The organism is Vagococcus sp. WN80Y (assembly GCF_059621045.1).
Genome location: NZ_JCAQHY010000174.1, coordinates 109,844 through 133,826 on the forward strand (window position 1 = coordinate 109,844; position 23,983 = coordinate 133,826).

General features: G+C 36.2%; 22 protein-coding genes and 1 pseudogene. 17 read left to right on the forward strand and 6 right to left on the reverse strand.

The window, feature by feature from the left end; genetic code table 11:
- Positions 1 to 291: 291 nt before the first annotated feature.
- Complete coding sequence (locus tag AC5KOD_RS20855) at positions 292 to 645, reverse strand: YxeA family protein (RefSeq protein WP_496916518.1); 354 nt, start codon at positions 643 to 645, stop codon at positions 292 to 294.
- A 333-nt stretch (positions 646 to 978) separates the two neighbouring features.
- Positions 979 to 1,608, reverse strand: coding sequence for an NAD(P)-dependent oxidoreductase (locus tag AC5KOD_RS20860; RefSeq protein WP_496916519.1), 630 nt, complete (start codon positions 1,606 to 1,608; stop codon positions 979 to 981).
- Between the two features lie 740 nt (positions 1,609 to 2,348).
- Between AC5KOD_RS20860 and AC5KOD_RS20865 the strand changes: the two genes are divergently transcribed.
- The 6 genes and pseudogenes from AC5KOD_RS20865 to AC5KOD_RS20890 all read left to right on the forward strand — a co-directional run bounded on the left by AC5KOD_RS20865 (position 2,349) and on the right by AC5KOD_RS20890 (position 6,991).
- Positions 2,349 to 2,546 carry a GyrI-like domain-containing protein gene (locus tag AC5KOD_RS20865; protein ID WP_496916520.1) on the forward strand — a complete coding sequence of 66 codons (198 nt, stop codon included), beginning with the start codon at positions 2,349 to 2,351 and terminating at the stop codon, positions 2,544 to 2,546.
- A 27-nt stretch (positions 2,547 to 2,573) separates the two neighbouring features.
- A pseudogene (locus tag AC5KOD_RS20870) lies at positions 2,574 to 2,864 on the forward strand (GyrI-like domain-containing protein); the annotation flags it as partial.
- A 15-nt stretch (positions 2,865 to 2,879) separates the two neighbouring features.
- Complete coding sequence (locus AC5KOD_RS20875; RefSeq protein ID WP_496916521.1) at positions 2,880 to 3,743, forward strand: AraC family transcriptional regulator; 864 nt, start codon at positions 2,880 to 2,882, stop codon at positions 3,741 to 3,743.
- Between the two features lie 148 nt (positions 3,744 to 3,891).
- On the forward strand, positions 3,892 to 4,758 hold the full coding sequence (locus AC5KOD_RS20880) for an AraC family transcriptional regulator (protein WP_496916522.1): 867 nt from the start codon (positions 3,892 to 3,894) through the stop codon (positions 4,756 to 4,758).
- 6 nt (positions 4,759 to 4,764) lie between these two features.
- Entirely contained in the window at positions 4,765 to 5,793 is a 1,029-nt protein-coding gene (locus AC5KOD_RS20885) for a hypothetical protein (protein WP_496916523.1), read from the forward strand.
- Positions 5,705 to 6,991, forward strand: a complete 1,287-nt coding sequence (locus AC5KOD_RS20890; RefSeq protein ID WP_496916524.1) for an ATP-binding cassette domain-containing protein — start codon at positions 5,705 to 5,707, stop codon at positions 6,989 to 6,991. The genes AC5KOD_RS20885 and AC5KOD_RS20890 overlap by 89 nt, the downstream gene beginning before the upstream one ends.
- Before the next feature lie 182 nt (positions 6,992 to 7,173).
- On the opposite strand, the gene AC5KOD_RS20895 is transcribed toward AC5KOD_RS20890, so the two are convergent.
- A complete protein-coding gene (locus AC5KOD_RS20895; protein WP_496916525.1) occupies positions 7,174 to 7,497 on the reverse strand; it encodes an ArsR/SmtB family transcription factor in 324 nt (107 codons plus the stop codon).
- Positions 7,498 to 7,678: 181 nt separating this feature from the next.
- Between AC5KOD_RS20895 and AC5KOD_RS20900 the strand changes: the two genes are divergently transcribed.
- On the forward strand, positions 7,679 to 8,470 hold the full coding sequence (locus AC5KOD_RS20900; RefSeq protein WP_496916526.1) for an SDR family NAD(P)-dependent oxidoreductase: 792 nt from the start codon (positions 7,679 to 7,681) through the stop codon (positions 8,468 to 8,470).
- A gap of 483 nt (positions 8,471 to 8,953) precedes the next feature.
- Here the strand turns inward: AC5KOD_RS20900 and AC5KOD_RS20905 are convergent, their stop codons facing one another.
- The 3 genes from AC5KOD_RS20905 to AC5KOD_RS20915 form a co-directional block, all read right to left on the reverse strand.
- Positions 8,954 to 9,433: a TrmO family methyltransferase domain-containing protein gene (locus AC5KOD_RS20905; protein WP_496916527.1), complete on the reverse strand. Its 480-nt coding sequence runs from the start codon at positions 9,431 to 9,433 to the stop codon at positions 8,954 to 8,956.
- 712 nt (positions 9,434 to 10,145) lie between these two features.
- Positions 10,146 to 10,976 (reverse strand): MerR family transcriptional regulator, encoded by an 831-nt coding sequence (locus AC5KOD_RS20910; RefSeq protein ID WP_496916528.1) that lies wholly within the window; start codon positions 10,974 to 10,976, stop codon positions 10,146 to 10,148.
- 219 nt (positions 10,977 to 11,195) lie between these two features.
- Entirely contained in the window at positions 11,196 to 11,966 is a 771-nt protein-coding gene (locus tag AC5KOD_RS20915; protein WP_496916529.1) for a helix-turn-helix transcriptional regulator, read from the reverse strand.
- Positions 11,967 to 12,362: 396 nt separating this feature from the next.
- Between AC5KOD_RS20915 and adhE the strand changes: the two genes are divergently transcribed.
- The 10 genes from adhE (at position 12,363) to AC5KOD_RS20965 (ending at position 23,752) form a co-directional block, all read left to right on the forward strand.
- On the forward strand, positions 12,363 to 14,948 hold the full coding sequence (gene adhE / locus AC5KOD_RS20920; protein ID WP_496916530.1) for a bifunctional acetaldehyde-CoA/alcohol dehydrogenase: 2,586 nt from the start codon (positions 12,363 to 12,365) through the stop codon (positions 14,946 to 14,948).
- A gap of 212 nt (positions 14,949 to 15,160) precedes the next feature.
- On the forward strand, positions 15,161 to 15,436 hold the full coding sequence (rpsP, locus tag AC5KOD_RS20925; RefSeq protein ID WP_496916531.1) for a 30S ribosomal protein S16: 276 nt from the start codon (positions 15,161 to 15,163) through the stop codon (positions 15,434 to 15,436).
- A 13-nt stretch (positions 15,437 to 15,449) separates the two neighbouring features.
- Entirely contained in the window at positions 15,450 to 15,695 is a 246-nt protein-coding gene (locus tag AC5KOD_RS20930) for a KH domain-containing protein (RefSeq protein ID WP_496916532.1), read from the forward strand.
- A 221-nt stretch (positions 15,696 to 15,916) separates the two neighbouring features.
- Positions 15,917 to 16,930: a peptidoglycan-binding protein gene (locus AC5KOD_RS20935; protein ID WP_496916533.1), complete on the forward strand. Its 1,014-nt coding sequence runs from the start codon at positions 15,917 to 15,919 to the stop codon at positions 16,928 to 16,930.
- 118 nt (positions 16,931 to 17,048) lie between these two features.
- On the forward strand, positions 17,049 to 18,041 hold the full coding sequence (locus tag AC5KOD_RS20940) for a serine hydrolase domain-containing protein (RefSeq protein ID WP_496916534.1): 993 nt from the start codon (positions 17,049 to 17,051) through the stop codon (positions 18,039 to 18,041).
- Positions 18,042 to 18,189: 148 nt separating this feature from the next.
- Entirely contained in the window at positions 18,190 to 18,714 is a 525-nt protein-coding gene (gene rimM / locus AC5KOD_RS20945; RefSeq protein ID WP_496916535.1) for a ribosome maturation factor RimM, read from the forward strand.
- Positions 18,701 to 19,456, forward strand: a complete 756-nt coding sequence (gene trmD / locus AC5KOD_RS20950) for a tRNA (guanosine(37)-N1)-methyltransferase TrmD (RefSeq protein ID WP_496916536.1) — start codon at positions 18,701 to 18,703, stop codon at positions 19,454 to 19,456. Before rimM ends, trmD begins: the two co-directional genes overlap by 14 nt.
- Before the next feature lie 126 nt (positions 19,457 to 19,582).
- Positions 19,583 to 19,930, forward strand: coding sequence for a 50S ribosomal protein L19 (gene rplS, locus AC5KOD_RS20955; protein ID WP_496916537.1), 348 nt, complete (start codon positions 19,583 to 19,585; stop codon positions 19,928 to 19,930).
- A gap of 327 nt (positions 19,931 to 20,257) precedes the next feature.
- Positions 20,258 to 20,908, forward strand: coding sequence for a hypothetical protein (locus AC5KOD_RS20960; RefSeq protein WP_496916538.1), 651 nt, complete (start codon positions 20,258 to 20,260; stop codon positions 20,906 to 20,908).
- A 105-nt stretch (positions 20,909 to 21,013) separates the two neighbouring features.
- Positions 21,014 to 23,752: a SpaA isopeptide-forming pilin-related protein gene (locus tag AC5KOD_RS20965; protein WP_496916539.1), complete on the forward strand. Its 2,739-nt coding sequence runs from the start codon at positions 21,014 to 21,016 to the stop codon at positions 23,750 to 23,752.
- The last annotated feature ends 231 nt before the right edge of the window (positions 23,753 to 23,983 follow it).

Here is a 23,983-nt window from a genome sequence, read left to right on the forward strand (position 1 = left end):
GATAGTATATACATGAAGTAAGTGGAGGGGAGGCTTTTGTCTCACTCTCTTTTTTAGTTTTTAGACATAAATATGGTATCTCTCTTTAACAACACGAACTGGTTTTGAATCCAAAAGCTAGCCGTTTATTTAGGGAGAATTTTGTCCATAATAGTTATTTGAAAAGGTCTGGGGATTTAGTCGATTATTATTTAACTAAAAATAGGGGGAAGCAAACGCAACAATGTACGTTTGCTTCCCCTGTAATAGATTAAACATTAAGAGTTAAAATTCGTGAATTCACAGCCTCGCTTATTGATCTAGTTTAGCATGTGCTTCTTGTGAAAGGTCTTGTTCCTTAACTTCAGTCCAACTGAGGACACCTTTAAGTCGATTAACTTTTAATTTCAGAAAAGAATTTACTCGTAACGGACGACCAATAGTACTATTAAATGTGACCTGACGTTCTTCTCCTTTTTTATTATAAGCCAGCTGCTCGTATTCATAGTCTTTCAATGTTTCTTTCGAATTATCAAGCTGTTGAACGATTTCAGTACCATTGTCAGTAATTTTGGTGTAATAAGTTTGTCCCCCATAATAATAAAAGTAAATTCCAATACTAGCTCCAATAAGGATGAAACTAAATAGTGCAAGTCCTTTTTTCATTGTGTGTTCATCTCCTAAATCAGTTATTTAATTCTGATTCTAGTATGAACTTTTTTCATCTCAAGGGACATAGAATGGTCAAATGAATTCCTAACAGTTTTGTAAGATGTTGTTCTGCCTTTAAGGGACAGGCTATAAAAATGAGAATAAGTCTTACTTTCATTTCCTGAATGCTTTGTGATAAATGGATCTTACATATTGTTTCGCTGTCCTAAACATCTAAAAGCTGTCATTCTTTGGATTTTAGATGATAGAAATAACGGACATCAAAGTGAAAGCTCGAAAATTTCTCAAAATCTTGGCAATTGACTTTACGGATTAGCTTTGTCTAAGCTATCTAGATACGAGAGAGACCCGTTCTTTATTGTGCTTGCCACTTTCAATTAAATCTAGCATACCGCTGGCGTAGTCGGCATAACTAATGTAACTTTCGCCCTCGCTATTAAGAGTTAAGACTTCACCCGCAAGTTGATAACTTCCCGTTTTAGGACCATCAACATCAAAATTGGCAGCTGGGCTAACATAAATCCAGTTAGTACCTTTGCTTTCACGTAATTCTTCTAAGGCCGCAGCCATACTGGTAGCTGTTCGTTTGAATGGGTCAGGAAAATCGGGAGTTTCAAATAAGCGAGTTGTTTTACTTGGATCAATATACAAACTACCAGCGCCGCCTACTATATAAAGTTTTGTATCCAAATCTTTGACAACTTTGGTGATATGACGTAAAGAGGTTTGATGTAATTGAGGCATAATGTCTGGTGCATTAAATGCATTAACCACAGCGTCAAACCCTTCTAATTCTGTCGATTCTAAGGCATATAATTCCTTTTCTATATAAGGTACTTCATGTGTTAATTTTCGTTGATCTCTGATTAGTGCCGTTACGTCGTGACCGCGCCGATACGCTTCGAGTAAAATTAGATTTCCTTGTTTACCTGTTGCCCCAATAATTCCAATTTTCATAAAATCCCATCCTTTCGTAATAGCCTCTATCTTTAATGCTAGCGGTTATCAGTCGAAAGGTCAATGATTATCCTTTAATAAAGTCTTTTTTTTAGAAATAATCATTAGTTAACCTGCATATGATTTCAATTGTTATCAGAAATTATTTATAAAGAGATCAAATAGATAATGAATTATTTTGAGGGAATCCAGTTATTTCCTAGTGCTTAAATAATAAGACTCACAATAGCTTTGTCAAAATTGAGGTTAGGCTTGCAAGGGGAATGATAAGTGAGGTATTGGTGACAAAATCTTATTCAACACGCATTTTCTCAATATAAACTAATAAAAAGCTAGTAATTGTTTCAAATTTTTCGGGATAATTAATTTCTGGGAATTTTTCTTAATTATTTGTCATATTTTCAATAGATTTCAAAATAAACTTATTTTTATTAATAGTGTTGTTTATAACGTCGATATTGGTGCTTTAGGACTTTTATGCTTCAGCAATTTTATATACTTTACTAATTAGATATCGATAGTTTGTTGATTTATATAATTATTTTAATTGTTTCTTGTGAAAAAATTGCATTGAATTTTCAAGACCCTTCAATAGCCTAATATTAGCTTAGAGTTATAGACGAAAATACATTATTGTTTTGTCTCACAGTTTATGGTAGAAAAAGAGAGGAATCCTAAAAAAACCTTCTGTTAAGCTTAGACTGTTAACACGAAATACGATATGATAAAGGAGAATGACAATGAGTTTAACAGCAAATATTGTGATAAGTGAAGGATTTAGAGTAGTGGGATTTAAGTATAAGACAACAAATGAAAATAATTCAGGGATGAATCAAATACCCATTTTTTGGCAAGATTTTATGAGAAATGGCGGTCCTCAAACTGTTATTCCATTAATTAATCAGGTACCTGAGGGATTAATAGGAATGTGTGTGTAGAATACGGATCCATCAGATTCCCGAAAATTTGATTATTACATCGGATGTGCGACGAGTCAAATGACTCCAAAGAATATGTCGGACTATCATGTGCCAGCAGCCACGTGGGCAGTATTTGACTGTAAAAATGCAGTGGAAATTGCTCAAATACTACCGTTAATTGTGACAGAATGGCAACCAAAATCAGCTTACGATCTGGTTAATAAAGGATATGAAACAGGTGATATGGAGGCCACTTTGCCAGATATAGAAGTTTATCCTGATCAAACGGGAGCTGTCCAAGTGTGGATTGCTGTGACGCCTAAAAATAATAAGTAGAAAGCGGGAGTGGAGATGAATTGGATTGATGGAATGAAAGGTGCGATTAATTACCTTGAGGATCATTTAGATGATGAAATTGATTATGAAGAAGCGGCTAGTTTAGTAGGCTATTCGGTTTACCACTTTCAACGTCTCTTTATGGTAATGGCCGGCGTTTCGTTGGCTGAATACATTCGGAATCGGCGATTAACTATGGCGGCAGTTGATTTACAAGACGGACATCAAAAAGTGATAGATGTTGCATTAAAATATGGCTATCATTCACCAACTTCATTTAATAGAGCTTTTCAGGCTATTCATGGTATTTCGCCTAGCGAAGCAAAAAAATTGGGAGTAACTATTAAAGCTTATCCGCCAATCACCTTTGAATTCGTTGCAAAAGGAGGCGATATGCTGGATTATCGTTTAGAAGAAAAGCCAGCTTTTCGAATTGTTGGTCATAAGATACGAACAACGATTGAAAAAGGTGAGAGCTATCAAGGCATACCTGCGCTTTGGGGAGAACTTCAGAAAAACGGGCAGATGAATAAGCTTTTGTCTCTGATGAATCAACGACCTGAGGGGATTCTTGGAATTAGTGACTATAATCCAGATTTAAGTACAAGTGAATTTGACTATTATATTGCTGTTTCGACTGATAATCAGGTGACAAAGGAAATGGCTGAATTGATTATTCCTGCGGGAGCATGGGCTGTATTTACTTGTGAAACACCGCAAGAAGTTTCGTCCCTACAACAGCGGGTGGTGACTGAATGGTTACCTTCTTTTGGTTATGAGTTTGCAAAGTTGCCTGATGTGGAAGTTTATAATGCTGATAATTCGGCGGAAGTCTGGCTACCATCATTAAAAAATCATAAAAGAAACAGTCATTGTTAGCTATTGTTGACAATGACTGTTTCTTTTTATGGTAAGATAAACAGTCAATAAAAATAGCAGAAAATATCATGTCTTATGTTTTTATTCTCGTTATAATAGAAGTCCAATGGCCATTGGCATGTTAGAATTGTCTATGAGGGGTGAAAAAATGAAGTATTTAAGATGTTTTGAAGAGGCAGTTCTTTATATAGAGGCTCATTTGGGAGAAGTTAATGTGGATCAAGTGGCGGAACATGTTGGATATTCATATTATCATTTAACTCGTCTTTTTCAAGGAATACTGGGAGAAAATGTAGGTAGTTATATTCAAAAGCGGCGTTTAGCCGAAAGTAGTCGGAAATTATTATACACGAATGATAGAATAATCGATATAGCTCTTGAGAGTGGCTTCGAATCTTCAGAAGCGTACAGTCGAGCTTTTAAGAAAATTTACCGAATCAGTCCAAGTCACTATCGAAAGAATCGGGTGAATGTCTATATGAGTCAAAAACCAGAGTTACAGTTACCCATTTTGACTCATTTACAGGATAAGGTCACTGTCCAACCAGTTATTAGAAACTTTCCTGAAATATTGGTTGTTGGAATCGAGGGAGAGACAAATTTGGCCATTAACCGCTTGCCGGAACTATGGCAGAGGTTAATTAAACTGCTTGATCAAATACCACATGCTCATTCAACTGGCGAATCTTATGGAATCTGTCAAACGTCACGTAATATTCACACATTTAGTGAGGATACATTTTTTACAGAATTTGTTGGTATTCGTGTGACCGCTGTTGAAGCGTTACCGAGGCAGCTGATTTCGACTAAAATACCTGCTGGAAAATATGCTGTATTTACACATACAGGGCTTTTAGCAGACTTTGACAAAACTTATGAGTACATTTGGGGAACTTGGTTTGTCCATACAAAAGAGGAATTAGCAGATCGGGTAGATTTTGAAGTCTACGATAAGCGCTTTTTAGGACCATATAATCCCGATTCGCAGATTGATATTTGTATTCCCATTAAATAGGAGAGGATGAAAAGTATGGTAGATATGGTTATTACTGGATTGTCACATCATAATCTGAAGAGTATAGATTTACGAATTCCTACAAATAAGCTAGTCGTTTTTACTGGAGTTTCCGGTTCTGGAAAATCAAGTATTGTATTTGATACGATTGGGGCTGAGTCACAACGACAGCTAAATGAGACATATTCAGCCTTTGTTCGCGGACGATTGCCAAAATACTTAAAGCCTGAGGTCGAAAAAGTAGAGAATTTGACACCTTCAGTAATTGTTGATCAAAGTCCTTTAGGCGGTAATCAGCGGTCGACTGTTGGAACAATCAGTGGCTTGTATGGTTTATTACGCCTTTTATATTCACGAATTGGGAATCCAGAAGGGAGCTCTGCTTCTCACTTTTCCTTTAATGATCCGTTGGGAATGTGCTTGACTTGTTCTGGTTTGGGAAAAGTAACGACGATTGATGTTGAAAGTCTTCTTGATCAGGAAAAATCTCTTAATCAAGGGGCGATTGCTGATTCCCGTTTTAGACCTGGATCTTGGAGCTGGAAAGCGTATGCTGAATCTGGTCTTTTTGATTTAGATAAACCATTGAAAAATTACTCAATAGAGGAGTATCATTTTCTGCTTGAGGGGAATTCAAATGTGGGAAGAGAAATAGAAGGTTTGCGTCCACTTTATCATCGATTATTTTTGAATCGGGACTTGAGTAAGTTGAGCAGTGCAATGAAGGAAAAAGCAGGAAATTTGATTAGTGAAGATGGATGTCCCGTTTGTCAGGGGCAACGTCTGAATCAACTGGCTTTAAGTGTGAAAGTAAATGGGTATTCAATCGCAGAGATGTGTCGGTTGGAAATTATTCACTTGCATGAAATACTAGCAGCGGTGACCGATTCTAGAGTTACAACCATCATTGAGACATTGACATCTAGTCTAAAGCGGATGATGGACATTGGCTTATCTGCAATTAAATCGAGAGTCAACAACCTTATCAGGTGGAGAGGCTCAGCGATTAAAAATTGTTCGTTATATGGGAAGTAGCCTAATTGGTATGACTTATATTTTTGATGAGCCAACGACCGGGATGCACCCTCGTGATGTTTACCGAATGAATCAATTGCTAAAAGAGTTGCGAGATAAAGGAAATAGTGTCTTGGTAGTTGAACATGATCAGGATGTCATCGAGATTGCAGATCATATTATTGATGTTGGTCCTCAAGCTGGAAAAGCAGGTGGTGAAATTGTTTATGAGGGGACTTATTCAGGATTGTTACAGAGTAATACCCTAACGGCTAGAGCAATGGGCTGTCGGATGTCACTAAAAGAGAGTTGTCGTTCATGGCAGTCATCTTTATCACTTGATAACGCTAGCCTGCACAATTTGAAGAATGTGTCTACGGAGTTTCCACTAGGTATTATGACAGTTGTTACTGGGGTTGCAGGATCAGGAAAAAGTTCCCTGATGTCTACATTTGCAGAGGAATACCGTGAGCAAGTGATTAAGGTCAATCAAGGGCCAATCACTGCGACTAATCGGTCAATGCCTGCCAGCTATTTAGGTTTTTTTGATCGAATTCGCAAGTTAATGGCGGTTGAAAATGGACAAGAGGTTTCTCTTTTCAGTTACAATTCTAAAGGAGCCTGTCCCGATTGTCAGGGCAAAGGGGTCAGAGTGACGGAACTCGTTTTTATGGACCCAATTGTTACAATCTGCGAAAATTGTCAAGGTCAACGTTTTAATCAAAAAGCTCTTCAGTATTGTTATCAGGGGAAAAATATGGTGGAAATATTGGGATTGTCAGTCGTTCAGGCATTAGAATTTTTTAAGGAGCCAAAGTTAGTTAAGCAGTTAGAAGCGATGGAGATGGTTGGACTTGGTTATTTAGGGATTGGACAAGCGTTGAGTACACTTTCAGGCGGAGAGCGCCAACGCATAAAATTAGCTAAATATATGAATAAAAAGGCGGCAATTTACTTATTGGACGAACCGACGACAGGCCTTCATCCGTCAGATATTGAAAAATTAATTAAATTATTCAATCAATTAGTTGCCAAAGGTAATACGGTGATTATTATTGAACATTGCTTAGATGTGATTAAACAAGCAGATTGGTTAATTGATGTTGGCCCAGATGGTGGGAAGAATGGTGGGCAAATTGTTTTTGAAGGTACGCCACAAGAGATGGTTGATACTAGCCAGACAATTACGGCTCATTGTTTAAGAGAGTCACTTCGTTGAGAAGAATTAGAGAGACTTTAATAAGAGTATTATGATCGAAAAAACGGTTCAATAAATTGTTTCACAATTTATTGAGCCGTTTTTTTGGGGGATAGAAATGTACTCTCTCATTATCTCACTGCTAGTTTAATCACATTCTTTGCCAATAGAGTGGAACTTAGAAAAGACTTCGTACGTCTTTTTTATTTCATAATTTGATTGTGTAACAGTTCAATTAATCCGGGGAAGTTTTGATTTAGACCTTCTATATTGACTTCGTATTTATATTTATTTCCTTCCTTATGAAGTAAGATAATATCCGCCTCTCTTAATGTTTTGAGGTGATGGGACATTGTCGATTTTACAACTGGATAGCGTTCTTTTAGGAGACACCCTCTTTTTTCATCCAACAAACAAAGAACAATATCTAAGCGAATAGGATCACTTAGCGCTTGAAGAATTTGCAGTAAGTTCATATCATATTTTTGGTCGTGATCAGTATTTATAAATAATTTATCAATTTTCATACTGTCATTTTACCATAGAAAAAAGATAATCGATAGATGATTGATTTCATTTTAAATTGTAGTATACTGAAAAAGAGTTCGATATACATCGAACTATAAACGTTACTTTTGATTTGAAAAGATAAAATAATAAGAGAGAAAGTTGGTTGAGAAATGTATAAAGAAAGGATGTCAGAAAGATATGGGAAACGTTGATTTTAAGGATAAAGTGATTTGGATAACGGGGGCTTCTTCGGGCTTGGGAGAAGCTATGGCGCATGAATTTGCTAATCGTGGAGCGAAAGTCATTTTATCTGGTCGTAAAGAAAAAGAATTATTAAGAGTACAATCCCAAGTGGCCAATTCAAGAGTCGTACTTCTTTATCTATTACAATCAGAAACCTTTGAGGAGAAAGTAAAGGAGGCAATTTCTTTATATGGCCAAGTAGATATCATTATTCATAATGGGGCAGTTGGCCAAAATGCTTTAGCAGTAGATACAAAAAAAGAAGTACAACATAATATTTTTGATGTCAATTTTTTTAGTACGACTGAATTAACACAATATTTACTACCTCATTTAAAAAAAAGAAGAACAGGAAACATTGTGTTAGTGTCAGGGGTTTTAGGGAAAGTAGCGTTGCCTGGTCGTTCATCTTACTCAGCTTCAAAAGCAGCCCTTCATGGCTATTATGATAGTTTAAGAGCAGAATTGATTACTGACAACATAGATGTCACGATAATTATACCAAGTTTTTTGAAGACTGATTTAACGAAAAAATCTTTAAATTATAAGGGGGAGCATTCTAATAAAGACGCTGAAACAGTGGGATGTCCGGTAAATAAGGCTGCAAAACAAGTTGCAGATGCTGTGTTTAAAAAAAAATATCAAGCGTTTATCGGAAATAACGATAAAGGCCGGTTACTACTCGTTATTAGTCGCTTATTCCCATCACTAGCCATTAATATGGTTTTGAAACAAGTTAAAAGTTAAATAGAGAGCGCATAAACTGGTTATTCTATCCTATAAGATAGAAGTGATGAGAATAGATAACCCTTATACCTCCAGCTCAAAAGTTGAAGAATGATAGCTTGACAATTTATTTGATTAGTCTTTAATTTTTAGTGGATTAATACTTAAAAGTTAAGAATAATTCTTGAATGGAGTTATGTAGTGAGTTTATTGCGGAGTAGAGTGAGTTGTAGTAAGGGGTTAGAAAAACACCGGTAAAGTGACCGAAAAGGGCTCATTTCACTGGTGTTTTTGTGTAGGAAGTTTTCTTTAGCGTCCTTTCGTGCCTATGTTCGAGAGCTAGATAAAGTCCGCAACTTTTTTAAATGTTATTCCTTTTTAGATAATCAAGACTATTTATGCCATAACTACTTTTTATGGATATTGAAACGATTATTTTAGAGCATCTTTTATTTCATGAATGATTGATGATAGAGCTTCTTGTGTTCTTTTTCATTGTACAAATCAAAATAGAACTTCTGTCTCCCAAGGAAAAGCTCCAGAAGTTTCCACATTCTTTGGCCAATGTTGGCACCAAGAAGGACTTTGATAAGTCTCGACATAGTCAATACTTGGTGTATAGGGCTTGATATCTAAAACAGGCGTGCCATCAAAGGCATCAATGTAGGGAAGACTAATGATTCCCTCTGTTATATTGATACTGAGTGGTTGAACGGTTGAAGATAAAACTGGATTTGGTCGATAGGCTGATCTAGTGGCTAAAATTCCCATTTGGTTAGGACCGTGTAGGTATACTTTTTCATCAATTAAGCAGACTCGTCTGTATTCAGGTTGATCAGATTGGTCAGCCCAATAGAGTACAATGAGGTGACTAAAATCGTCAAGATTAATGAGCCCTTCTCGGAACTCTTCGTGAATCTTCAGTTGAAAATGATCTTCAGTGATGCTAACAGCTCCTATTTGTTTCAAAGTCATGGTTGTCATAATAAATTCCTCCATTAATAATAATTAACTACTTTTTTATCATAGGGGATGACACCATGTGAAGGTCAAGGATGATTTATCAGTTAATGAAGTCCAATAATTGTCAATTAACAGTATTGGTTAAATTTCTTTTAATTCAGTTAGTTTTTTACAAAAGGCATTATATTCCTTATCAGACATGGACATTCGGATATCTCTGATCACAATTTGGTTTCGTTTATCAATGATTTTTATTAAGAAATAGGGTGTACGCCCGTCATTAAAACTGTATGTTTTGCCAACTACTTTTAGTTTATAGTTCTGTTTATTATAAGTATATTGCTTAAAGCATGTTTTATACACGAATTTATGATCGAAGAATTGGAGAGTTGTTTTTGAATCCCAAAAAAGAAAAAGAGTCAGAGCACTAAAAATAATTAGACAAGGAAGTAGCTCGTGTGAGAGGTAGCTCAAGGGGAGAACGATGGTGCCAAAAAAAATTGTTGTTTTTAAAAATCGTTTATTTTTTGGATTTAACAATAGTTCATAGGACATACTTTTCTCCTTTTTGAGTGTTGAGATAATTATAACAAGGAGGTCCTAGAAAGAAAAGGGGAATTAAGATGATAGAAATGTTCAGAGACTACTAGGATTGCATTAGGAAAAGAAGATGGCTAGAAAAGAAAATTCATTAGTATTGACAAAATATTTTTGAAAATATCAGATAATAAAGCTAATTCTTGTCACGTCGTTTAATTGGAATTTGTAGTTCGGTTAGGAAATCAGCAGTATTTTTGCGATTCCAAGGGCCATTTATCGGGAGTTGTCGTGTTTTTCCATTAATAATATAATCAGGATGAGCGTTAAGCCAGTGAGCAAGACTGTGATAAACGTGGTCAATATTTTTGAATGAACCGTAAACCATTATACTTGCCATTTCTGGTTCAGCAGCTAATTTTCTAATGGTTAGCCCGTCTATTTGCTGAATGGTAGGCGGAACGATAATGGCAACTTCAACATCAATGTTGCGTTCGATGTATTCTTCTGTATCGTGATAGAGGGTAAATCGCTCGGCTGTTGTAGGAAGTGATAACTTAGTAGTTGTTATTTTATTAAAAAATGATTTCCAAAGAAGCCCTTCATCAAAATAAGTGTCGATGATGGTTCGTAAAGATAAAATTTGACAAGCGGGAATAGTCTTAAGTTGAACTTCATAAGCCATGTCGTAGGTACTGTTCCTGATAGCTTCTTTCAAGTTCAGCAATTTGCCTAATGCTTGTTGATTGGCCATAATTTCGTTCCGAATGATGGTTTCTTGTTTATCCAGGTAATCATTAAATTGATTTTCTTCAAGTGTCATTATTTCTTTAATCTCTTGAATTAGAAAACCTAAGTCTCTAAGTGTTTTTATTTTATTAATGAGTGGAAGTTGCTTCACATCATATAAACGGTAACCAGTTAACAAATCTTTTTGACTAGGTTTTAATATACCAGTTTCATCATAATAACGAAGCATTCGCTTTGATACTTGAGTTAGTCGTGAAAATTCACCAATTTGAAACATCATCATGCTCCTTTCAATATTATAATCAAGTATACCAACACACTTGAAAAGACTCAAGATTGGCTTATTATCTTTTAAGTATCGCGAAAAGTATGAGTGTTTGTAAAGAATTAGAAGCACACAGACAATCAAAGCAAAAGATTGTCCATGTGCTTTTAGAGTATTCCAATTCAGTTATCGTTAGATCTTCTTTTATAGTTTAACTGTCTTATTGAACAATTAAATATGCTGTAAATCAACAGGAATATAGTCTCCCTTGTAAGTTTGACGATATTGATTAGGACTAATAGTTGTGATTTTTTTGAAAATTCGACTAAAATAAGTAGGATCGGTATAGCCAACTGTTTCTGAAATTTCAGCTAATTGCTTGTCACTTTTTCGAAGTAAAATCTTTGATTGTTCGATACGATATTGATTTAGATAAGCAATATACGTCATACCAACTTCCTTTTTGAAAAGTTGGCAAATATAATTTTTATTTAGATGCATAAAATCAGCCAGTGAATCCAGATTTAAGTCGAGGTGATAGTTGTCATGAATGTACTGTATCATTGGTAGAACAGTTTCGTTTTGCGTAGGTAATGATTTTTCAGAGCGAAGGTTGAGTAAGGACACTTGATTCAACGAGATAATTGCTCGGTGAATACTGTTTAAGGCTTCATTTTCGATTAGAGGTTGAACCAAGTAGTCAATGGCTCCTAATCTAATGGCTGTTTGAGCATTTTTACAGCTTTCTTGGCTATCTATAACAATACTTCTTAGATTAGGATGAGTTGCCAACAATTTCCGCTGAAAAGAATAAGCGTTTTCATTTTTTAAATTCAAATCAAGTACAATAATCTCTGGGTGCTGAGTTTTGGTAATCTCCAAAGCTTCACTACTTGTTGTTGCATGTGGGAGAATAAAGACATTTACAAAATATTTGTTTAACAAGTCAGTGAGATTCCGTTTCAAGTTTTGATCAGGTGTTACTAATAAAATATTACACATATCAAACCCTCATTTCTGTTTTTGGCATACTTTGGAGTTAGATTTAATAGCGACCAGATTGCGTTAACAATCACTAACTATCTATATTAATAGCTTATTACTTGAAAAAAAGTAGATAGTGAAATCTTGTCCAAAGTGAAGGATAAATCTCATTGTTATCATTATAGCATAAAAATAGCTTGTGAAGTAAACAATTAATTATCTTAAAAATGTCCAATAAGGGCTGAAAATTATCCTACCAGAGAGTTTGTGAAATTTGCTATGATAAAGACAGAAAGAACACACACACATAATTATCTTTCACACTTTTCTGGATAAGAATGAAAAGGGTTGCAAAAAGCTGCTATCGATGTACACCTAACCTTATCCAACTTTACAAAAATTAGGAGGAATAGTATGGCAAAAGAAACTAAGAAAGTTTCAAGTGTAGACACAGTTATTGATTCACTAGCAAAAAAAGCGTCAGTTGCATTAAAAGAAATGGAAGCGTTTGACCAGAAGAAAGTGGACGAAATTGTTTATCAAATGTCGCTTGCGGCCAACGATCAACACATGCCTTTAGCAAAACTAGCTGTCGAAGAAACAGGTCGTGGGGTTTATGAAGATAAAGCAATTAAAAATATGTTCGCATCAGAATCTATTTGGAACAACATCAAGAATGATAAAACAGTTGGTGTAATTAGGGAAGATAAGCAAACAGGCTTAATGGAAGTGGCGGCTCCTGTAGGGGTGGTCTGCGGGGTTACTCCAACAACTAATCCAACATCAACAACAATATTTAAGGCTATTATTGCATTAAAAACTCGTAATCCTATTATTTTCGCATTTCATCCGGCCGCTCAAAAATGTTCTGCGGAGGCGGCACGTGTTGTGCGAGATGCAGCTATTAAAGCTGGTGCTCCGGAAAATTGTATTTCATGGGTTGAAGAGCCATCCTTGGAAGCGACAAGTGCGCTGATGAATCATCCAGAAGTGGCAGTTGTTTTGGCAACCGGAGGTGGTGCTATGGTTAAAGCTGCTTACTCAACAGGTAAACCAGCCTTAGGTGTTGGTCCGGGTAATACGCCAGCTTATATTGAAAAATCAGCTAAGATAAAACGGGCCGTTAATGATTTAATTGTGTCTAAATCATTTGATAACGGCATGATTTGCGCATCAGAACAAGGTGTTATTGTTGATAAGGCGATTTATAATGAGGTTAGAAAAGAGTTTGAAGCACATCAAGTTTATGTAGTGAAGGCTAATGAAATTTCAAAATTAGAAGCAACAGTTATGAATGAAGCGAAAACAGCAGTAAATCCAGTTGTTGTTGGGAAACCAGCATTCGAGATTGCTAAGATGGCAGGTATTAATGTACCAGAGGGCACTAAGATTTTGATAGCCGAATTAGAAGGAACAGGTCCCAAATACCCGTTATCATTAGAAAAGCTATCGCCTGTTTTAGCGATGGTTAAAGCGAATGACCGTGAGCATGCGATGCAATTATGTGAGGGGATGTTAGAGTCAGGTTTAGGACATACGGCATGTATCCATACAGAGGATGACGAGTTGCAAGTTGATTTTGCTTTAAGAATGAAGGCATGTCGGATTTTAGTTAATACGCCAACCTCACAAGGTGGGATTGGTGACATCTATAACGAAATGATTCCTTCACTAACTTTAGGCTGTGGTTCATATGGGAAAAACTCTATTTCTAGAAATGTCTCGGCAGTTAATTTATTGAACATCAAAACAGTCGCGAAACGGAGAAAAAATATGCAATGGTTTAGACTTCCGTCAAGAATATTCTTTGAAAAAAATTCGATTCAATATCTAAGAGCAATGGAAAAAGTAGAGCGTGTTTTCTTAGTTTGTGATCCTGGTATGGTTCAGTTTGGCTATGCAGATATAGTGATGGATGAGTTACGAAAACGGGATAATGATGTGAAAATTGCTGTCTTCTCGGATGTCGAGCCAAATCCGTCTACTAATACTGTTTATAAAGGGACTGAACAAATTGTTAATTTTAAACCTGATACAATTATTGCATTGGGAGGTGGATCCGCTATGGATGCAGCGAAGGGAATGTGGTTGTTCTATGAGCATCCAGAAACAGAGTTCTTTGGTGCGAAGCAAAAATTCTTAGATATTCGCAAACGGATTTATAAGTATCCAAAAGCTGAAAAATCACAATTAGTTTGTGTGCCAACTACATCAGGAACTGGAGCGGAAGTAACGCCATTTGCGGTCATTACTGACAGTGAAACTAATGTTAAATATCCACTTGCAGATTATGCCTTGACTCCAGATGTGGCAATTATTGACGCGCAATTTGTTCAAACTTTGCCACGATCTATCGCAGCAGATACTGGGATGGATGTTTTGACCCACGCATTGGAATCATATGTGTCAGTTATGGCATCAGATTACACTAGGGGGCTGAGTTTGGAAGCAATCAAATTAGTCTTTGAAAACTTGAAAACATCTGTTGAAACAGCAGATTTTGATGCTCGTGAAAAAATGCATAATGCTTCGGCTCTTGCTGGAATGGCGTTTGCCAATGCTTTCCTAGGGATTTGTCACTCAGTTGCTCATAAAATTGGTGGTGAGTATCATATTCCTCATGGCAGAACGAATGCAATTCTGCTGCCACATATTGTCCGTTATAATGCGAAAGATCCGCAAAAACATGCAATGTTCCCTAAATATGAGTACTTCCGAGCACATGAGGATTACGCAGAAATCGCTCGAACACTTGGATTAAAAGGGAAAACAACGGAAGAATTAGTTGAGGCTCTTGTGCAAGAAATAATTAAATTAGGCAAAGGCGTAGGGATTGATATGAGCTTGAAAGCCCAAGGTGTAACACAAGAAGTGCTTGATAGCACGGTAGATCATATGGCAGAATTAGCTTATGAAGATCAATGTACAACTGCTAATCCAAAGGAACCTTTGATTAGTGAACTGAAACAAATTATCATTGATTCATACGAAGGAGTATAAACAATTAGTGAGGTAATTTGAGCCTACAAGAAAAATTCTTGTAGGCTTTTATCGTTCTATTTGTACTAAGAAAAGTATTTACTGGCAAAGTAAAGTTAGTGATATGAGTTAATAAAAAAGAAATTTTATACTGTAAAGAAAAAACACTTTACATCTCTTCTTAAAACTGTTAAACTAACATTTGTAATAAGTTAATGGAGGTGGAAATATACATGTCAGTTAAAATTCGTTTAAAACGTATGGGTTCTAAGAAAAACCCTTTTTACCGTATCGTAGTTGCAGATTCTCGTTCTCCTCGTGATGGACGTTTCATCGAAACTGTTGGAACTTACAATCCGTTGAAAGATCCTGCGGAAGTGGTCTTAAAAGAAGAGTTAGTGTTGGACTGGTTATCAAAAGGTGCGCAACCTTCAGATACAGTTCGCAACATCCTTTCTGGTGAAGGTGTTATGAAAAAGCATCACGAAGCTAAATACGTTAAAAAATAAGGAGGGCTGAAAAATGACAGATGTAAAAGAGTTGGTCTTAACAATTGTGCGTCCGTTAGTCAGTCATCCTGAACAGATTAAATTAGATATTGAAGAGTCAGAAGAGTTTTTTGAGTATAATTTATCTGTTAATCCAGAAGATATAGGAAGAATCATTGGTAAACAAGGTAGAGTAGCGAAAGCGATTCGTACGATTGTTTATAGTGTTCGTTTAGATGGATCAAAGAAAGTTCGCTTAAATATCTTAGATGGAAATTAAATAAACGTAAGGGACTCTGAAGTGAAAGCTTCAGAGTTTTTTTGTATGTGGAAATATGATGTTGTTATGAAGAAGTCTTTATTATGAGAAAAGATTGTGAATAAAGTATCAATTGTGATATACTTAGTGTATAAAATAGAGATGGGGGTCAATTATGAAAAAGTTAAAAATTGGGTTAATTGCAATGGTATCGGTTCTGTTATTTGCAGGGTGTAAAGCTGATGAAAAAAAAAGAAACCGCTTCACAAAATTCAACTAAAACAGAGGATACGACAAAGGAGTCGTCCAGTGAAGTTGCGTCAGGAGCATCGGAATCTGTGGCTTTAGAAGTCCCAGAAGGAACATTAGCAATCCGTCAATTATACACCTCTCCACATGGCGATAAATCTTTTGCCGTGACAACAGTAGTTATGGATGGAGACAAGATTTTAGCAGCAGCAACGGATGAGTTTCAGTATGTTGCTAAAGCGGATTTTAAAGGTGTGCCAAGTTCTGATGGCGGATTTGGTGAAAATTATCCAACGGATTTAGTCTTAGCCTCTAAGTTAGAGAATGATGAAGCCTATAGTAAAATGATGGCTGAAAAGGGGCAAGCGACAAAAAAATATTCAGAGTCTATGGATGCTTTAATGGCCTTTGTGGCGGGAAAAACAGTGACTGAGTTAGAAAAAGAATTGAAAGATAATGACAAAATAACGGATGTAGTGACAGGTGCAACATTTGGAGATGCCAATAGCTATTTAGAAGCCGTAGTTGACACTGCTAAAAATGGTTTTGGTGTTGCTGGGATGAAAGCAACAGATGAAGCGATTAATCTGACTCATGCTTATGCGGCTCCTCATGGGGATAAATCTTTTGCAGTTGTCAGTATTGCTAAAGTTGGCAAAAAAATTGGGGCGGCTTATGTCGATGAATTTCAATTCTTAGATAAGGGAGAGGTTGAGGGGGTACCCAATTCAGATGGTGGATTTGGTGAGAACTTCAAAGAGGGAACAATTTTAGTTTCTAAGATGAGTAACAATAGTGCCTACAGTAAGATGATGAAAGAAATGGGCAAAGCGACTCAAGAGTATGCTGTCTCTATGGAAGCGATTCTGTCTTATGTGACTGGTAAAGAAATTGCTGATATTGACAAAGAATTGAGTGTTAACAAAGATATGGTTGACGTGATAACTGGTGCAACCTTCAGTGATACCACTGGGTATGTTAGTGCAATAGTAGAAGCAGCAAAATAAGTAGTTAATTAATCAATGATGGAAGCACGTCTCGTTAGTGAGCCGTGTTTTTCATTGTCTAGAAATGAGTGAGATAATTGTGTTACAATAATCTTAAAAGATCTGTAAGGAGTTTTAGATGAAACTAGAAAATGTGGTGCCAGATTCATTCTGCGGTGTGGTTGGCTTGTATAAGGAAACACAAACGTTATTAGAAGTACCTTTTGGGAATCGTGATTTGGCTAATCGATTACCGAATGAGCTTGAAACGGCATTTGGAACAGCTTCGGCGGGGAAGGCTTTTGTCGCAGTGGGTATTATGACGTTGATTGAAGCGGGGAGGCTTAGTTTAAAGACGACTCTTGGGGAGTTGTTACCAGATAATTTAGAAAAAGTAGATCGTCAAATTACGATTTATGAATTATTGACTCATACTTCTACGATTCAAGATTATTTTGATGAATCGATTATGGATAATTATGATGAGTTATGGCGTGATTTCCCTAATTATCGAATTCGACAAAACTCAGATTTATATCCATTGTTCATTGATAAACCTGTTGATTTAGCTAGAAGAGGGAAATTTATTTATAATAATTCAGGATATGTGATGTTAGCGGCGGTAATTGAAGAAGTGACGGGTGTTTCTTTTGATGAGTATCTAGAGAGAGTTATTTTTGAACCGGCAGGTATGTTACGGACAGGTTATTATGAGTTGGATCGTTTGCCTGCCAATACGGCTAATGCTTATTGTTTTGCTAAAGAAAGCGGAGATTACTATACAAATATCTATAGTATTGATGCTAAAGGAACAGGAGCAGGGGGTTGTTTTACAACTATTGGTGATGTGAGAAATTTTTGGCAAGCTTTACTAGGCGGTAAGATAGTTAGCGGAAGTACATGCAAACAGTTATTTTTTCCACAAGCAACTAATGGCGAGGAAACTTATGGGTTAGGCTTTTGGCTAACAGAACTTGAAGAAGATCAGTGGGTTCCTTATTTTGAAGGTATGGATCCGGGGATTTGTTTTTTTAGCATGTATGATTTGACTAGAAATATTAACGTCTCTGTTATTAGCAATAGAGGTGATAATGTCTGGCAAGTAGGTATGGATTTTTTTAAGCAAGTGTAGAGATGGTCAATAACTAAGCAGGAATGTCGTTTAGTTATTGACTTTTTTAGTCTGATGAAAGCAGGTAAAATCTAATATTTTCATAGATAAATATGCGTGCCAATGATACAATATGAGAAGAATTTAGTTGAATAAGAGGAGATTGACCATGATAGAGTATTATAATGTAGGGAAAATCGTTAATACGCAAGGAATTAAAGGAGAAGTAAGAGTTATTTCTGTGACTGATTTTGCGGATGAACGGTATAAAAAAGGACAAGTTTTGTATTTATTTCAAGACAAAAAAACACCTATAAGCTTGACAATTCGTTCTCACAGAAAACATAAAAATTTTGATATTGTTGCATTTGAGAATCATCCAACGATTAATGATGTTGAGAAGTATCGAGATGGTATTTTAAAGGTAATGGCAGATGAGTTGACTGAGCTTCCAGAGAATGAGTATTATTATCATGAAATTGTCGGTTTACGTGTTATTGATGAAGCAGGTACTGAGATGGGAAAAATTAAAGAAATTTTGTCACCTGGTGCGAATGATGTTTGGGTTGTTCAACGACAAGGGAAAAAGGACGCGTTGATCCCATATATTGAATCTGTTGTTAAAGTGATTGACCTTGAAAAAGGAGAAGTTCATGTAGAGATTCCAGAGGGGTTAATTGATGATGAGAATTGATGTTTTAACTCTTTTTCCAAGAATGTTTGATGGGATCTTGACAGAATCTATTTTAGGTAAGGCTGTTGAAAAAAACTTATTGGATATTCATGTGACCAATTTCCGTGATTTTTCTGATAATAAGCATCAACAAGTAGATGATTATCCTTATGGGGGTGGTGCCGGGATGTTATTAAAAGCTCAGCCAATCCATGATTCTTTAGAGGTGATAAAAAGGGAGATTCCAGAAACTGATAAGCGAATTGTCTTATTGGATCCAGCTGGGAAAAAATTTGATCAAAAGCTTGCAGAAGAATTTGCAGAAGAAGAACATTTAATTTTTATCTGTGGGCACTATGAAGGCTATGATGAGCGAATTAGGAGTTTTGTGACAGATGAGGTATCTTTGGGGGATTATGTCTTAACTGGCGGTGAATTGGGGGCCATGGTCATGATTGATGCAACTGTTCGTTTGTTGCCAGAAGTTCTTGGAAATGAAGAATCGGCAAAGACCGATTCACATTCTACTGGCCTTTTGGAGCATCCGCAGTACACTCGTCCAGCAGATTTTCAAGGAATGGAAGTGCCAGAAGTGTTGCGGAATGGGAACCATAAACTGATTGCGGAGTGGCAATTAAAAGAATCGCTTCGTCGTACTTATTTACGTCGACCGGAAATGTTAGAGAATCTGAAATTGACGAAGCAGATGAGTCAATTATTGCAAGAAATAATTGCCGAAGAAGGGGATAATATAGAGATGTAGAGATTTTAGCTTTACATGCTTAATGAGCTGTGTTACACTGTTTTAGTGAGTGCAAAAGTACTCATCTATTACGACATTCCGCTATGCTGAAATCATATGAATGTTTGGAATAAGGAGAAAGATAAAATGAATCCATTAATTGAATCAATCACAAAAGAACAATTACGTAGTGATATTCCTGCTTTTCGTCCTGGTGACACTGTACGTGTTCACGCGAAAGTAGTCGAAGGAACTCGCGAACGTATCCAGTTATTTGAAGGTGTTGTTATTAAACGCCAAGGTGCTGGAATTAGCGAAACTTACACAGTTCGCAAAATGTCTGGCGGAGTTGGCGTGGAGCGTACGTTCCCTGTTCACACTCCTCGTGTTGCTCAAATTGAAGTTGTTCGTTATGGTAAAGTTCGTCGTGCTAAACTTTATTACATCCGCGAATTACACGGTAAAGCAGCTCGTATTAAAGAAATTAGAAGATAAGTGTTTCTTAGATTGCCCGAGTAAGAAAAAAGTGCGAAAGTCCTTGATATCAAGGGCTTTTTCTTTTGGTTTTGTTTAAGGAAATCGTAAGTATTTTCTGTGATTGTCCTTGTTTATCCCATCTTGACTACCTGTGTTGTCAGAAAACAGGTAGAAATCATAGGGAAAGTTGACGACAAAAAGGATTCCAAAAATACCAAAACGATGCCCCTATTTAGTAGGTTAGAGGATGAGTCTACTAAATACAGAGAAAAGCCTGTGCAGTTGGTGCAGGTGTAAAATGGACAAGCCAAAGTACTTTTTTACAAATGAAAGGGTGAATGACTGATGACAGTAAAAGATCATCGAACGATTTGGAAAGAAAAAAATGATTTAGAATTAATGGTATTAATTCAAGAATTTATTGAATTTGAAGGTATCACGAGTGTTAGAGACTATCAGAACGCAAAAAAAGAGTTTCCTAATAAAGTGCCAAGTTTGTGGTTTATTAATGAGCGATTCGGTTCATGGGAAAATTTGCAAAATCGTTTAGGAAATAAAACCTATGATCGATATAGATGGGCAAAATATTCGGACGACGAACTATTTGAGATTGTTCAATCATTTATTGTGATGAACAATATTCGGTCACAAAGAATGTATGAAAAGAATCGTATAGGAAAAAACCTCCCAAGCTTATCAACGGTTAAGAAAAGACAGATTGATATAAGCCAATTATTTGATAAACGAGTGGGCTCTAAAAGGTTTGTAACAGACTTTGAATTGTTAACAAGCTTAAAGAACGAAATTGTTCGATTAGATTTAGAAGAAAGCTTGTCTATGACTGAATTTAGGAAAAGATACGATAGAGATGCCTTACCATCAATTGATACAATTATGAGAAGAACAAATAAAAATTGGGAAGAGCTATTAACTGAAATTGGGTACGATTATCGACCAATTAAAACAAGTAGACTTTTACAAAATTTAGAAAATTAAATAGTAGAAGCAAGTGAATATCAGACACTTGAATCATGGCACTAGAGCAAGATTTTGAACCTAAAAATCTTGCTCTTTTTTTGTGGAGAAAAAGGAGGAATCATTTTGAAAAAAGTAAATAAACTAATCAATCGATTATTATTGTTCGTATTAATCATACTACCCGTCATTACTTCTGCGTCATCAGTATACGCTGCGGAGGGATCATTTCATAAGATTGGAGACTGGGTGTCTACATGGCACTCTAAATTGCTCAATGGGACACATTGGACAGAAGATGGTTCTAATATGATGATGGTAGATGGTGATCCAGCATTTTGTGTTGAACATGGTATTCCAATAACTGCACCAGGAGCAGGTTTTGAACCTAGCGAGCTGAGTACGCCAGAAAAGGATCGTTTAGCCTTGATTGCTTATTATGGGTATCAAACAAATCCTAATGCACTATCGTATACTATTACACAGCATATTATTTGGGAAACACTAGGGAATGAACTGTTAACAACTCAAGTACCGAATTATCAGGCGGAAAAGCAACGAATATTGAATCAAGTGGATGCTCATAATATTAAGCCGAGTTTCGACAATCAAACGATTGAATTAAATGTTGGTGATTCTATTACCTTAAAGGATACGAATGGTGTGTTAAGTAACTACAACGTATTAGCCAACAATTCAGCTAATCTAAAGTTCGAAAAATCGGGTAATTCATTAAAGCTAACCGCTAAAGCAGATTCTAAAGAAACTGGGAAATTACAATACGATATTGCGAATAAAAGCGATGTAGGGACAACCTTTGTTTACCATAAGCAAGGACAACAAAGGCTTGCGAAATTTAAGCTCAGTTCAGCAGGAAGTTTTGGCTTGAATATTAAAGTGAATTTAAACGGACATGTTAAGCTTAAGAAAGTAGATGAAACAACAGGAAAAGCATTGGCAAATACGAAAATTAAGTTTGAATATGGTGGACAAACAAAAGAGATTACTACGAAGGAGGATGGTTTGGCTGAACTAAGAGATATTAAAGCAGGAACAAAGGTTAAAATAACGGAAATACAAACTGCTGATGGTTTTGTAAATAAGGGGCTGTCTCAAGAAATCGTGATTGAACCGAATAAAACCATTAAAATCACATGGAACAATCAGCCTCAAATGGGGCTATTAAAGCTAACGAAGCTTGGTAAACAGCCAGTAGAACTAACGTCATTAAATTCAGAATATGGTTTTATTCAGCAATTAGAGTACGATCAAGCACCGTTAGCGAATGTTGTCTTTGATTTAAAAGCAGCAGAAGATATTTTAGTTGGTGGCACAAAACGATATGCTAAGGGAGAAGTTGTTGCGACTGTAACGACCAATAATGATGGGGTTGTTGAGAATATGCCCCAACTCTTTTTAGGCAAATATGTTGCAGTAGAGAAAAGTGCTCCAGCTGGGTTTATTATCAATGAAGTCGAATTACCATTTGAATTTACTTATGGTGGACAAACTGTTGAGTTAGTTTCGACAAGCTTAGACATAAAAAATGATTTTCAAGAAGTTGAGCTGATGATTCATAAGAATGAGGAGCGCATAAAAGAGTGGAAAGAGAATAGTCCAATGATTGAGGCTGCTCCTTCCGAGGAAAAGGTATTTGGGTTATATAATATGGATGCCATTCGTGTTAATGACAATTTATCAGTTGATCCTAACAGTTTAATGGCTGTTATTAAAACAAGTGATGGCATTGGGCGTGAGCAACTAAACTTACAAGTTGGCAATTACTATGTCAAAGAATTAAGTGCTGGTTCTCTTCATGAGTTAGATGCGCGTCAGTTTCCGTTTGTTTTTGAGGGTAATAATCAAGATCAAGTGATAAAAATTAATGTGTTCGATGAGGCTGATAAGCCTATTCTCAACAAGCTACACTTTAATCAGTTTTCCTTCATCAAAGAAAATGAGAAAGCAATCCTTCATGAGAAAGAAGGGTATACTTATGACTTTTCACGAAATGCCAAGGGGGCTGTCTTTACATTAGAGGATGAGAACGAAAAGGTGATACAGACTGTAACTGCTGATGAAAAATCGGTTGTTTCATTCAAAAATATTCCGGTAGGTACCTTTGCATTGAAAGAAAAAGAATCGTCTTCGGTTGACTATCTGGTCTCTGAACAAACGATCAAAATTGTCTCCACAATGGAAGGAGTCACTGCATATGATGAAAAAGGGGAAGAGTTGTCGCTAAAAGATAAAAATACTAAAAAAGAAAATGCTAAAACAAATGAATCAACTGATTTAGATAGTGGGCAGAGTTCAACAACACTAATCCCCAGTGACGAAAAAAATAAAGATTCTAATGATCCGTCCAAACAAGATGAACCAATAAAACCACTATTCAAAATCAAAAATTACTTGAAAAAGGGTGGAGTAGAACTGTCCAAACTAGATGTTGCTACAGAGGATCCATTGCCTAAAACAGGGGTTCAAATTTTAGATAAAGATGGAAAAATTATTGTCGAAGGTCGAACGGATGAAAAAGGACAGTTTAAATTTAAGGAGCTGCCAGCAGGGAAATATATGTTTAAAGAGTTTGACGCTCCGAAGGGTTATGAATTGGATGAGACGCCGTTACCTTTTGAAATTACAGAAGATAATGAAATTGTAAAATGTGATATGACCAATAAAAAAGTACCTGAACAGCCAGTACCAAAAAATTCTCAGCCAAAAGAAAAAGGGCGTTTACCCCAAACAGGTGAACAAAAACTAAATAAGGTATTGGTGATAATTGGCCTGTTGCTTATTGTCAGTTTTGCAGGGGGGATTGGTTACAAGACTTATCGCAAAAATTTAAAGAAAGATAGTTAAAAAAATGATGGGAAAGGCGATCAAATATTAAGGTCGTCTTTTTTTCTATTAAATTATTGAGAGGCGGTGATGTATAAAATGAGAAGTAGACGAGATCATGTCTTTTTTAAAGAGAATTTATTGAGTAAGAGTGTTCTCCTTAGAACAGGTGCGGTGCTGTTTCTAGGTACAGTAGCTGTATTAGGCTACAAACGAATAAGAAAGTCTGAATATAACTAGATTGAAGCTAGA

Coding starts and splice junctions, on each gene's coding strand:
- AC5KOD_RS20855 (WP_496916518.1), bottom strand. CDS start 645: ATGAAAAAAGGACTTGCACTATTTAGTTTCATCCTTATTGGAGCTAGT.
- AC5KOD_RS20860 (WP_496916519.1), bottom strand. CDS start 1,608: ATGAAAATTGGAATTATTGGGGCAACAGGTAAACAAGGAAATCTAATT.
- AC5KOD_RS20865 (WP_496916520.1), top strand. CDS start 2,349: ATGAGTTTAACAGCAAATATTGTGATAAGTGAAGGATTTAGAGTAGTG.
- AC5KOD_RS20875 (WP_496916521.1), top strand. CDS start 2,880: ATGAATTGGATTGATGGAATGAAAGGTGCGATTAATTACCTTGAGGAT.
- AC5KOD_RS20880 (WP_496916522.1), top strand. CDS start 3,892: ATGAAGTATTTAAGATGTTTTGAAGAGGCAGTTCTTTATATAGAGGCT.
- AC5KOD_RS20885 (WP_496916523.1), top strand. CDS start 4,765: ATGAAAAGTATGGTAGATATGGTTATTACTGGATTGTCACATCATAAT.
- AC5KOD_RS20895 (WP_496916525.1), bottom strand. CDS start 7,497: ATGAAAATTGATAAATTATTTATAAATACTGATCACGACCAAAAATAT.
- AC5KOD_RS20900 (WP_496916526.1), top strand. CDS start 7,679: ATGGGAAACGTTGATTTTAAGGATAAAGTGATTTGGATAACGGGGGCT.
- AC5KOD_RS20905 (WP_496916527.1), bottom strand. CDS start 9,433: ATGACAACCATGACTTTGAAACAAATAGGAGCTGTTAGCATCACTGAA.
- AC5KOD_RS20910 (WP_496916528.1), bottom strand. CDS start 10,976: ATGTTTCAAATTGGTGAATTTTCACGACTAACTCAAGTATCAAAGCGA.
- AC5KOD_RS20915 (WP_496916529.1), bottom strand. CDS start 11,966: ATGTGTAATATTTTATTAGTAACACCTGATCAAAACTTGAAACGGAAT.
- adhE (WP_496916530.1), top strand. CDS start 12,363: ATGGCAAAAGAAACTAAGAAAGTTTCAAGTGTAGACACAGTTATTGAT.
- rpsP (WP_496916531.1), top strand. CDS start 15,161: ATGTCAGTTAAAATTCGTTTAAAACGTATGGGTTCTAAGAAAAACCCT.
- AC5KOD_RS20930 (WP_496916532.1), top strand. CDS start 15,450: ATGACAGATGTAAAAGAGTTGGTCTTAACAATTGTGCGTCCGTTAGTC.
- AC5KOD_RS20935 (WP_496916533.1), top strand. CDS start 15,917: ATGAAAAAAAAAGAAACCGCTTCACAAAATTCAACTAAAACAGAGGAT.
- AC5KOD_RS20940 (WP_496916534.1), top strand. CDS start 17,049: ATGAAACTAGAAAATGTGGTGCCAGATTCATTCTGCGGTGTGGTTGGC.
- rimM (WP_496916535.1), top strand. CDS start 18,190: ATGATAGAGTATTATAATGTAGGGAAAATCGTTAATACGCAAGGAATT.
- trmD (WP_496916536.1), top strand. CDS start 18,701: ATGATGAGAATTGATGTTTTAACTCTTTTTCCAAGAATGTTTGATGGG.
- rplS (WP_496916537.1), top strand. CDS start 19,583: ATGAATCCATTAATTGAATCAATCACAAAAGAACAATTACGTAGTGAT.
- AC5KOD_RS20960 (WP_496916538.1), top strand. CDS start 20,258: ATGACAGTAAAAGATCATCGAACGATTTGGAAAGAAAAAAATGATTTA.